13 protein-coding genes are annotated in these 9,852 nt (G+C 63.8%); 4 read left to right on the forward strand and 9 right to left on the reverse strand.

The window, feature by feature from the left end; all coding sequences use genetic code 11:
- From gcvPA to VIE67_RS11005, 4 genes are all read right to left on the reverse strand, one after another.
- Positions 1-1,148: aminomethyl-transferring glycine dehydrogenase subunit GcvPA (gene gcvPA / locus VIE67_RS10990; protein ID WP_332026135.1), on the reverse strand; the 1,148-nt coding region annotated here is incomplete at its 3' end.
- A 209-nt stretch (positions 1,149-1,357) separates the two neighbouring features.
- Positions 1,358-1,756: a glycine cleavage system protein GcvH gene (gcvH, locus tag VIE67_RS10995; protein ID WP_332026137.1), complete on the reverse strand. Its 399-nt coding sequence runs from the start codon at positions 1,754-1,756 to the stop codon at positions 1,358-1,360.
- A 64-nt stretch (positions 1,757-1,820) separates the two neighbouring features.
- Positions 1,821-2,903, reverse strand: a complete 1,083-nt coding sequence (gcvT, locus tag VIE67_RS11000; protein ID WP_332026139.1) for a glycine cleavage system aminomethyltransferase GcvT — start codon at positions 2,901-2,903, stop codon at positions 1,821-1,823.
- Positions 2,904-3,053: 150 nt separating this feature from the next.
- Positions 3,054-3,263 (reverse strand): cold-shock protein, encoded by a 210-nt coding sequence (locus tag VIE67_RS11005; RefSeq protein WP_332026141.1) that lies wholly within the window; start codon positions 3,261-3,263, stop codon positions 3,054-3,056.
- Positions 3,264-3,569: 306 nt separating this feature from the next.
- Between VIE67_RS11005 and VIE67_RS11010 the strand changes: the two genes are divergently transcribed.
- Genes VIE67_RS11010 through VIE67_RS11025 form a run of 4 tightly spaced genes read left to right on the forward strand, consistent with a single transcriptional unit; the run spans position 3,570 to position 6,285 of the window.
- Complete coding sequence (locus VIE67_RS11010) at positions 3,570-4,532, forward strand: metallophosphoesterase family protein (RefSeq protein WP_332026143.1); 963 nt, start codon at positions 3,570-3,572, stop codon at positions 4,530-4,532.
- Between the two features lie 28 nt (positions 4,533-4,560).
- On the forward strand, positions 4,561-4,911 hold the full coding sequence (locus VIE67_RS11015) for a cupredoxin domain-containing protein (RefSeq protein WP_332026145.1): 351 nt from the start codon (positions 4,561-4,563) through the stop codon (positions 4,909-4,911).
- A 44-nt stretch (positions 4,912-4,955) separates the two neighbouring features.
- Complete coding sequence (locus VIE67_RS11020; protein ID WP_332026147.1) at positions 4,956-5,519, forward strand: sigma-70 family RNA polymerase sigma factor; 564 nt, start codon at positions 4,956-4,958, stop codon at positions 5,517-5,519.
- Positions 5,509-6,285, forward strand: a complete 777-nt coding sequence (locus tag VIE67_RS11025) for an anti-sigma factor family protein (protein ID WP_332026149.1) — start codon at positions 5,509-5,511, stop codon at positions 6,283-6,285. The genes VIE67_RS11020 and VIE67_RS11025 overlap by 11 nt, the downstream gene beginning before the upstream one ends.
- 1 nt (position 6,286) lies before the next feature.
- Here the strand turns inward: VIE67_RS11025 and VIE67_RS11030 are convergent, their stop codons facing one another.
- The 5 genes from VIE67_RS11030 to VIE67_RS11050 all read right to left on the reverse strand — a co-directional run.
- The gene (locus VIE67_RS11030; RefSeq protein ID WP_332026151.1) at positions 6,287-6,712 is read right to left on the reverse strand and encodes a VOC family protein; all 426 of its coding nucleotides are present in this window, start codon (positions 6,710-6,712) and stop codon (positions 6,287-6,289) included.
- Between the two features lie 17 nt (positions 6,713-6,729).
- The gene (locus VIE67_RS11035) at positions 6,730-7,260 is read right to left on the reverse strand and encodes a methyltransferase family protein (protein WP_332026153.1); all 531 of its coding nucleotides are present in this window, start codon (positions 7,258-7,260) and stop codon (positions 6,730-6,732) included.
- 88 nt (positions 7,261-7,348) lie between these two features.
- Positions 7,349-7,780, reverse strand: a complete 432-nt coding sequence (locus tag VIE67_RS11040; protein ID WP_332026155.1) for an NfeD family protein — start codon at positions 7,778-7,780, stop codon at positions 7,349-7,351.
- A 182-nt stretch (positions 7,781-7,962) separates the two neighbouring features.
- A complete protein-coding gene (locus VIE67_RS11045; RefSeq protein WP_332026159.1) occupies positions 7,963-8,928 on the reverse strand; it encodes an SPFH domain-containing protein in 966 nt (321 codons plus the stop codon).
- Positions 8,929-9,009: 81 nt separating this feature from the next.
- Positions 9,010-9,852, reverse strand: an 843-nt coding sequence (locus tag VIE67_RS11050) for a hypothetical protein (RefSeq protein WP_332026157.1), incomplete at its 5' end; no start/stop codon positions are given.

Below are 9,852 nucleotides of genomic sequence, written 5' to 3' on the forward strand. Positions count from 1 at the left end.
AGGCGCAGGGCGACCTCGTGGAAGAACGGACGCGAGAACAGCTGGCTCACGCCCGCTATCGCGCACAACCGGTCGCGCAACGCGCGCGTGTTGCGCATGCTCGTGTTGGCGACGCGCGTCACGCCCTCGCTGCCGAGCAACGCCATCGTGATCGTCGCGGCCGTCACGAGCAGGCCCTGGTTCGTGCAGATGTTCGAAGTCGCCTTGGCGCGACGGATGTGCTGCTCGCGCGCCTGCAGGGTGAGCGCGAAGCCCGGCTTGCCGTCGAGGTCGGTCGTGCGGCCGACGATGCGCCCGGGCATCTGGCGCACGAACTCCTGCTTGCAGGCGAGGATGCCGAAGTACGGACCGCCCGACGACAGCGGCACGCCGAACGGCTGGCCGTCGCCGCAGACGATGTCCGCGCCTGTCGCTCCCCATGCGCGAGGTGGTTTGAGCACGGCGAGCGAAAGCGGATTGACCACGCCGATCACCAGCGCGCCCTTGGCATGCGCCCAGTCGGTCAGCGCATCGACATCTTCGAGCGCACCGAAAAAGTTCGGCTGCGGAATCACCAGCGCGGTGAACGCGCCAAAGTCCTGCTGCGCGAGCCAGTCAGCGGCGATGCCACCCGACGCCGCACCCTCGTGGCAAAAGTCCACTTCGACCACTTCTATATTTTGCAGGGCGACGATCGTGTGCAGAGTCTTGCGATAGGCCGGATGCACCGACTTGGGCACGAGCACCTTGCGCGGCCCCTTCTTCGCGCAGCGCTCAGCCATCAGCACGCTTTCTGCCAGTGCGGTCGCGCCGTCGTACATCGAGGCGTTGCTCACGTCCATGCCGGTGAGGCGCGTGATCATCGTCTGATATTCGTAGATCAGTTGCAGCGTGCCCTGGCTCGCCTCGGCCTGGTACGGCGTGTAGGCCGAATAGAATTCGCCGCGCGAAACGATCGCCCACACCGCCGCCGGGATATGGTGCTCATAAGCGCCGGCGCCGGCGAAGTTGAGCGGCGTGCCATCCTGCGCCGCACGCGCTTTCATCAGGCGCGTCACATCCATCTCGTTCAGGCCCGCCGGCACGGCCTTGAGCTGCTCGATTTTCAGACCGGGCGGAATTTCGTCGAACAGGTCTTCGATACTCTGCACGCCGATGGTCTTGAGCATCGCGCGGACGTCGGCTTCGGAATGGGGAATAAAAGGCATCAGCGGGACTCGGGACTCGGGGCTCGGGGCTCGCAGGAGCACCGGTGCACCGGGGTGGAGAATCAGAAATCGATTGGGTTACTTCGAGCGAAGGCATGGACCCGAGCAATCCGGAATTCGAGAGCCTGCATTTCAGCGAGCCTCGCGCCCCGAGTCTCGAGTCCCGGCCTCTAGTGGTCTTCGTCCTCGATCACCTCGGCGTACGCATCCGGATCGAGCAGTTCTTCGGATTCCTCGGCCAGGTTGCTCGGCTTGACGACGAAGATCCAGCCTTCGCCGTAAGCGTCCTCGTTGATCGTCTCGGGCTTGTCGCCAAGTGCGGCGTTGACCGAGATCACTTCGCCCGACACCGGAGCATAAACATCCGAGGCGGCCTTGACCGACTCGACTACCGCGCAGGCGGTGCCGGCCGTTACCGTGTCGCCAACGCTGGGCAATTCGACATAGACGAGGTCGCCGAGCAATCCCTGCGCGTGATCGGAAATACCGATCGTAACCGTGCCGTTGTCTTCGACGCGCGCCCACTCGTGGGACTTCATGAATTTCAGATCGCCGGGAATTTCGTTCATGTCCTGTCCTAGTCGATGGATCGCTGCGGCCCCGATTTTACACGGAGTCGACGTCAAGCAAAGCTCAAACGACGCAAGCCTTGCCGTCTCTTACAAACGGATACTTGACGATGCGCACCGGCACCAGCTTGCCGCGGATATCGACCTCGGCCTTTTCCGTTGTCGCCGCCGGCACGCGCGCGAACGCGATCGCCTTGCCCAGGGTCGGTGAAAATGTGCCCGATAGAATCTCGCCGTCGCCCTGCGCGGTGGCGACGCGCTGGCCGTGGCGCAGCACGCCTTTCTCGTCCATCACCATGCCGACCAGTGCGCGCTTCACGCCGTCGGCCTTCTGTTTTTCCAGCGCTTCGCGGCCGATGAAATCGCGGCCGGGTTCGAGCGACACCGTCCACGCCAGCCCCGCTTCCCATGGCGTGATCGATTCGTCCATGTCCTGACCATACAGGTTCATGCCCGCTTCGAGGCGCAAGGTATCGCGCGCGCCGAGTCCGGCCGGTGCGACGCCCGCGGCGATCAGCTGGTTCCACAGGGCGACGACTTGCGCTTCGGGGACGATGATTTCGTAGCCGTCCTCGCCGGTGTAGCCGGTGCGCGCGATGAACAAACCATCGCCCTGCGTCGTGCTGAATTTGCCGATCTTCACCGCGGCCGCGCGCGTGGCTTCGGTCAATAACGACTGCACCTTGGCGCGCGCATTCGGACCCTGCACGGCGATCATCGCCAGATCCGCGCGTTCGCTGACCTTGACGTCGAACGCCTTGGCTTGCTTTTCGATCCAGGCGAGGTCCTTGTCGTGCGTCGCCGCATTGACCACGACGCGGAAGAAATCTTCAGTCAGGAAATAGACGATCAGATCGTCGATCACTCCGCCTTGTTCGTTCAGCATGCACGAGTACAGCGCCTTGCCGGACACCTTCAATTTGTCGACACTGTTGGCGAGCAGATGGCGCAGGAATTCGCGCGTGCGCGGCCCCGTGAGATCGACCACAGTCATGTGCGACACGTCGAACATGCCCGCATCGCGGCGCACCGCGTGGTGCTCTTCAATCTGCGAACCGTAATTGAGCGGCATGTCCCAGCCGCCGAAATCCACCATCTTCGCGCCGAGCGCGCGATGGGTTGCGTTGAGTATGGTTTGCTGCGTCATGGCGCGCTTCAGTTGAAAAGTGTGAATGGCATTATCGCGGCGAACGATCGTGCTGTCTCCCCCTGCCTGCGCTCGCGGGTTCGGCAAATCGCAGCCACAAAAAAGCCCCGGTTGTCGCCAACCGGGGCCTCGTATCGGGTTGCTGGCGAATTAGGCCAACTGAACCTGGTCAGCCTGCATGCCCTTCTGACCCTGGATGGCGACGAAGCTTACCTTCTGGCCTTCCTGCAGGGTCTTGAAGCCGCTGCCTTGGATCGCGCGGAAATGCACGAACAGGTCGGGGCCACTTTCCGGGGTGATGAAGCCAAAACCCTTGGCGTCGTTGAACCACTTGACCGTACCGTTTTGACGATTCGACATTTGAAACTCCAATAGTGACAAACAAACTCGCGCGGAACATCCGCGTCGAGACTGGTTGCAGGGAGTGAACGAAACGACAAGACAGACGTAGCGGATCAAAGAACGATCGGCCGCATCAGGCCACGATTCACGGTGACCCAGCTAAACACAGTCTTAACAGTTTATCCGTTATCGCGCCGAAAAGCCACTTTGGCCTGTTTCAGGCCGTTCCGAGGCCCCGGGGCGACCGGGCGCAGCGGGAATAAACACCCACTCTGGCCGATCTAGTGGGTCACAGGCATCCCGCCACGACGACAAGGAACCGACATGAACACCCGCGACCGGGCCGTACCCGAGCATAACCCCTCCCGCCGCCAGGCGCTGAGCTGTCTGGCCGCATGGACCGGCGCCGCCGTGGTCTGGACGGTCGCCGGCGGCGTACCGCGCGCGCTCGGCGCGACGACGTCGGACCACATCGCCGCCGCCTCGAAAAACGCCCTGACCTTCGTGCAGATCAGCGATACGCATATCGGCTTTCACAAGGAAGCCAATCCCGACGTGGTGGGCTCGCTGCGTCGCGCGATCGCCGATATCAACGGCCTGGCGCAGACGCCCGCATTCGTCGTGCATACCGGCGATGTAAGCCACCTGTCCAGACCGGAGGAATTCGGCCAGGCGAAGGAAATCCTCACGGAAATCCATGTCGATCGTGTGCACACGATTCCCGGCGAGCACGACACGATCGACGATGGGCTTTCCGGCTACCTCAAATTCTTCGATCACGATGGCAAGGGCAGAGGCTGGTACAGCTTCGATCAGGGCGGCGTGCACGTCATCGGCCTGACCAATACGCTCAATTTCAAGATGGGCACGATGTCCGCGCTCGGCGACGAGCAACTCGCCTGGCTGAAAACCGATCTCGCGCACGTCTCGCATTCGACGCCGATCGTCGTGCTCGCGCATATTCCGATGTGGACGGTGTGGGAGCCTTGGGGCTGGGGTACGGCCGATTCCGCGGTCGCGCTCGCGCTGCTGCGCCCCTACGGTTCGGTCACCGTGCTCAACGGCCATATCCATCAGGTGCTGCAGAAGGTCGAAGGCCATATCGCGTTGCACACCGCGATGTCGCTCGCCTACCCGCTGCCGACGCCCGGCCAGGCAGGCTTCGGCGAACCCGGGCCGGTCAAGGTGCCGGCGGGCGAACTCGGCAAGCTGCTCGGCACGCGTCAGTTGAGCGTGGTGCGCGGCCGGCACGAACTCGCGCTGATCGATACGCCGCTCGATCGCTGAGCGTACACACATATATAAGGACAACAGAATGCGCTACTCCTTGTCTTATCCGGTGCGCGCGGGCGCCTTGCTCGCGATGATCTGCACAGCCTGCGTCGCGCCGGTAGTTTTTGCGACCGACGCGCCGGCCCCCAGCGTCGAGATCACCAAGTTCGCCTTCACGCCGAAGGAAATCACGGTTGCGCCGGGCGCGAAAATCGTCTGGACCAATCACGACGAAACCCCGCACACGGTAACCAGCGCCGACAAGACCTTCGCCTCCAAGGCGCTGGATACCGACGATCGCTACGAGTATACTTTTACCAACGAAGGCGATTTCAGCTACTACTGCACCGTGCACCCGTTCATGACCGGCATCGTGCATGTGCGCAGGCAATAGCGTGACAATGTGAGCGATCGGCATCAGCAGATGGAAACGACCGGGTGACCAGCGCGACCGCCCAGGCCTTCGTCGGCGATCTGGTTCTGCGTCATCTCGATGCGGCCTACAACCTCGGCCGCTGGCTGCTCGGCAACGAGCAGGATGCCGCCGATGCCGTGCACGACGCCTACCTGCGCGCCGCGCGTTCGGCCGACACCTACGCCGGCGGCAACGCGCGCGCGTGGTGGCTGGCGATCGTGCGCAACTGCTGCCTGGCACGACTGTCCAGGCGGGTTCGCGATCAGGGGAATATCGCGATCGACCAAAGCGCTGAGACGGCGGAGCGCTGGCTGCCGCGCAGCGAGGCGAGCGAGGTCGAGGATCGTGTCGACAATGCGCAACGCCAGAGCCTGATCGCGCGGCAGTTGCGCAATCTGCCAACAGAGTTCCGCGAAGTTTTGATCCTGCGCGAGATCGAGGAATTGTCCTATCGCGAAATCGCCGATGTGCTGCAGACGCCGATCGGCACGGTGATGTCGCGCCTCGCGCGCGGGCGCGCGCTGCTGCAGAAAGCGCTGGCCGCGCACGGTGTGCGCGCCGAAGTGGAGACTCCGCATGGACTGTAAGACCGCTCACGACCTGCTGCCGCTGTATTTCGACGGCGAACTCGACCGCGCCACGAGCCGCGAACTCGAAACGCATCTGGACGGCTGCGCCGAGTGCCGCGCCGCCCTGATCGAACTCGATGCACTGCGCCGCAGCCTGCGCAGCGATGCGCCACGCTACCCTGCACCAACCGCGCTGCGCGAGCGTATCCAGATGCAGATACCCAGACCGGCCGCCGACCGTGCGCGCAGAATCCGCAGCGTTTGGTTGCCGATCGCCGCATCCCTGGTACTCGCGTTCGCTGCGGGCGCCATGCTTACATCGATCTGGAACACATCGAATCGCAGTGGTGAATCCACGGCCCGGCAGACACAAAATCAGATCGTACGCGATCTGTTCGCCAGCCACTGGCGTGCGCTCGCGGCAACCTCACCAGTCGATGTCGTTTCCACCGATCGGCACACCGTCAAACCATGGTTCGCGGGCAAGGTTGCGCAGGCGCCCGTGGTGCAGGATTTTGCCGACCAAGGCTTCGCCCTCGTCGGCGGCAGGGTCGACTACGTCGGCACGCAGCGTGTGCCCGTGCTGGTCTATCGTCACGGCCAGCACCTGATCGACGTGTTCGTCATCGCGCAAACCGATTCCGCCGCCATCGGCACGCGGATGCAGTTGCAGGGCTATACGTTGGACAAGGTTGCGCTGGGCGATGAGTCCGCCGCAGTCGTGTCGGATATGGACCAGGCCGAGCTTTCACGGTTTGCGCAGCTGCTTGCTGCGGTGAAGTGAGTCAGCACGCGTCGCTGGCTCGGCCGTCCGGCGGCCCCTTGAGCTCGATCATATTGCCTTCGGGGTCCGTGATGTAGATCGACGGCCCCTCACCTTCCGCGCCGTAACGCGATTCCACCGGACCGGCCTCGACGCCGCAGGCTTCGAGCTGGCGTTGAATCGCAGTTGCATCGAACGGTTCCACGCGAAAGCAGAAGTGATCGAGATTGCGCCCCTCCCTGCCCGGTGCCGCGCCGCCGGCACTGCCGAGCTTGCCATCGACCGGCACGAGGTCGACCAGGGATCGGCCTGCGCGCAGTTGCACGAGACCGATCGCATCCTGTCGGCGCTCGACCGTGCAGCCCAGCGCCTCGCAATAAAAGCGCAGCATCTTGTCGAGGTCGACGACGCGCAATACCAGATGATCGATTTCACGAATGCGGATCATGGGCGGATCTGACCTGCTCAGAGAACGAAGGGAATCAGCGCCCGCACACGCTGACAGTACGCCCGGTATACATCCCCGAACTGCTCGTACATCCAGCGTTCCTCGATGCGAAGTTTCCGCCAGAATGCCAGCGTTGCGAGCGCAACCGCCAGAACGCACCGCCATTCGCCCCTGGCGATGGCCGACCCGATGAAGGCGAGCAGCAGGCCGGTATAGATGGGGTGACGCGCCAGGGCGTAAGGCCCGCTCGTCACGAGTTCATGATCCTGTTTGATGGTCACGGTACCGCTCCAGTTTGTACCGAGGCAGCGGCGTGCCCACACCGCAAAACCCAGACCCGCAGCGGTCACAATCACCGCCACTGGAAAGGTCCACGTTGCGACTGGGAGGAAGCGCTCGCGCAACAGCTGGCCCGGTGCAGAGAAAAAAAGCAGCGCGAGTACCAGAGGCGCAATGTGCGAAAACCGCGAGGACAACGACTCATGGCGCAACACCGGCTTGACGTTACGCGACGAGACCCACCAGTAGACCGCCCAGGCTAGCCACATGGCGGGAATCAGAGAGCGGTATGGGTCAGCCACATGCCTCCATGGAGCCAACCAGCGTCGACTTGATTCCTCCACCCATTCCCGCAGCCTACCCCGCCGCGCGCACCTTGAGCGTTGTACCGTCGACGGCGATCACTTCGACGGTCGCGCCGGCCGGCAGGTCGGGGCCTGAGGCGAGCCAGGGCGAATCGCCGACGCGCACCTTGCCATTGCCGTTGACGATGGCGCTGTCGAGCACGTAGCGCTTGCCGATGAATTGTTCGGCGCGGCGATTGAGCAGCGGCTGATCGCTGGGACCGGTCGTAACCGGACGGACAAAGCGCCAATAGCAGTAGCAGCTGACGACGGAGAGCAGCACGAAGGCAACGGTCTGCGCGAGGAACGACAGGTCGGGCAGGATCAGCAGCAACGCGCCGACTACCGCGGCGGCAATGCCGACCCAGAGCATGAAATAGCCCGGCATCATCAGCTCCGCCAGGATCAGTACCACCGCGAAAATCCACCAGCCGTAGTGCAACATGCGATTACTCCAAATGTATACTTTTGGGGAAAGGCGCCCCCTTCCGCCTGCCGGCACCTTCCCCCGCGAGCGGAGGAAGGAATCCGAATTGCCGCTTCATAGTTTTCCCCTTCCCCTGCGCAGCGGGGGAGGTGCCGGCAGGCGGAAGGGGGCAGGGCATCAGGTCAATCTCAACACGCCGCTCAGGCGGAATTGCCTGGCGGCGGTGCGGGCTGTTTCGGCAACGCCCTCGTGGTCTGCTGCTGTTCGATGCTCGACTTGGCCAGCTCGACGATGCCGGCGAGCGAACCCAGAATGCCGGTGGCTTCCATCGGCAGCAGCATGATTTTCTGGTTCGGTGCGCCGACCATGGCTTTGAGCGCATCGACGTACTTGGTCGCAACGAAATAGTTGATCGCGTTGATGTCGCCCGCACGGATCGCGTTGGACACCAACTCGGTCGCCTTGGCTTCTGCCTGCGCCGAACGCTCGCGCGCCTCGGCGGCGCGGAACGCGGCCTCGCGCTGGCCTTCGGCTGACAGAATCACGGCTTGCTTCTCGCCTTCGGCCTTGAGGATCGCGGCCTGGCGGAAGCCCTCGGCTTCGAGAATGTTCGCTCGCTTCTCACGCTCGGCCTTCATCTGCCGCGCCATCGAGTCGATCAGGTTCTGCGGCGGCTGGATGTCCTTGATCTCGATGCGGTTGCACTTCAGCCCCCACGGATGCGTCGCCTCATCGACGACCTTGAGCAGACGCGCGTTGATCTCGTCGCGCTTGCTCAGCGACTCATCGAGATCCATCGAGCCGAGCACGGTGCGGATATTGGTCATGATCAGGTTGAGGATCGCCTGATTGAGATTGGACACTTCGTACGCCGCCTTGGCCGCGTCGAGCACCTGGTAAAACACGACGCCGTCGACGCGCACGACCGCGTTGTCCTTGGTGATCACGTCCTGCGAAGGTACGTCGAGCACCTGCTCCATCATGTTCATCTTGCGTCCGACCGCCTGATACAGGGGAACCAGGATGTGCAGGCCCGGCTCCATCGTGCTGGTATAGCGGCCGAAGGTTTCCTTGGTCCACTCGTAACCCTGCGGCACGATGCGGATCGTTTTCGAGATCGCGGTCAAGATGACGATGATCAGGATCAGTGCGAGTACGCCGCCCATACCACCCATAGCCGTTGCTCCGAGGAAATTCGTGAATGTGAGTATACGCCGTGCCGCAGTTGCGGCGATCCGGCGCGAAGGTCAGCGCGTCTCGGCGTAGAACGCGAGGAAGCGCGGCGGAAACGTCGTCGCGTCCGGCGGCGCGTGCGCATCGAGCGCCAGTGCGGCGCGTGCGTCCGCGCGCGCGGCGACCATGAGACTCGTATCGCCACCGGTGCTGGCGAGCATGAAGCTCGACGCGGAGCGAATCAGATACGCATGAAACTTCGCCGCCGCATCGGACAACACGGCCGGATCGACGCGCGCGGCCGCGGCGTAGCGTCCCGCGAGATAATCCTGTTGTGCCCGCGTCAGCGCCGGCGCCGCGTTCGCAGTCGCGGGCTTGGCGGTCGCGAACGCCGCATTGGCGCGAGTGCGCTTGTTCGCTTCGATGACCGCAACGACCTGCACAGGTTTCTCGGCGAGCGGATTGCGGAAGCTGACGACGTACTTGCCGACCGGCAGCAGCAAGGCAAATGGGGTGCTCGCGTCGGTGGGCAATTTGATCGCCTGTTGATGCTCGTCGAGGACCGATTCGACATTCGCCCACGGCTGCGCGTTGAGCAACAACTCGCCGCGCGCGACGACCGCTGCCGGCCCCGCGGCGGCGGATGCTGACGTGGCCGGCGGCACCGGTGCCGGCGGGGATGCGGGCGGCCCTGGAGGCGCAGCGGTATTCGCCGAGGCTGGAGTTTTTGCTGCGACGGTACCAGCCGATGCTGGAGCCGCGGATGGCGGCGTAGCCGGCGCTGTCGTCGGTGCTGCGGTGGGCGGAGCCGCAGCCGGCGGCGCGGCGGCTTGTGCGTTTGGCGCTGGCGGCGGTGCCGCCTTCTGCGCTTGTTCGATGCGTACCTTGAGCGACAGCAGCTTGCCGTTCTGCGGGCG

Origin of the sequence: Rudaea sp. (assembly GCF_036560865.1) — a bacterium.
GTDB lineage: Bacteria > Pseudomonadota > Gammaproteobacteria > Xanthomonadales > Rhodanobacteraceae > Rudaea.

Excerpts from the sequence above, each read along its gene's own strand:
- gcvH (WP_332026137.1), bottom strand. The coding sequence starts at position 1,756 with ATGAACGAAATTCCCGGCGATCTGAAATTCATGAAGTCCCACGAGTGG.
- VIE67_RS11025 (WP_332026149.1), top strand. The coding sequence starts at position 5,509 with ATGGACTGTAAGACCGCTCACGACCTGCTGCCGCTGTATTTCGACGGC.
- VIE67_RS11045 (WP_332026159.1), bottom strand. The coding sequence starts at position 8,928 with ATGGGCGGCGTACTCGCACTGATCCTGATCATCGTCATCTTGACCGCG.
- VIE67_RS11040 (WP_332026155.1), bottom strand. The coding sequence starts at position 7,780 with ATGTTGCACTACGGCTGGTGGATTTTCGCGGTGGTACTGATCCTGGCG.
- VIE67_RS11015 (WP_332026145.1), top strand. The coding sequence starts at position 4,561 with ATGCGCTACTCCTTGTCTTATCCGGTGCGCGCGGGCGCCTTGCTCGCG.
- VIE67_RS11010 (WP_332026143.1), top strand. The coding sequence starts at position 3,570 with ATGAACACCCGCGACCGGGCCGTACCCGAGCATAACCCCTCCCGCCGC.
- gcvT (WP_332026139.1), bottom strand. The coding sequence starts at position 2,903 with ATGACGCAGCAAACCATACTCAACGCAACCCATCGCGCGCTCGGCGCG.
- VIE67_RS11030 (WP_332026151.1), bottom strand. The coding sequence starts at position 6,712 with ATGATCCGCATTCGTGAAATCGATCATCTGGTATTGCGCGTCGTCGAC.
- VIE67_RS11005 (WP_332026141.1), bottom strand. The coding sequence starts at position 3,263 with ATGTCGAATCGTCAAAACGGTACGGTCAAGTGGTTCAACGACGCCAAG.
- VIE67_RS11035 (WP_332026153.1), bottom strand. The coding sequence starts at position 7,260 with ATGTGGCTAGCCTGGGCGGTCTACTGGTGGGTCTCGTCGCGTAACGTC.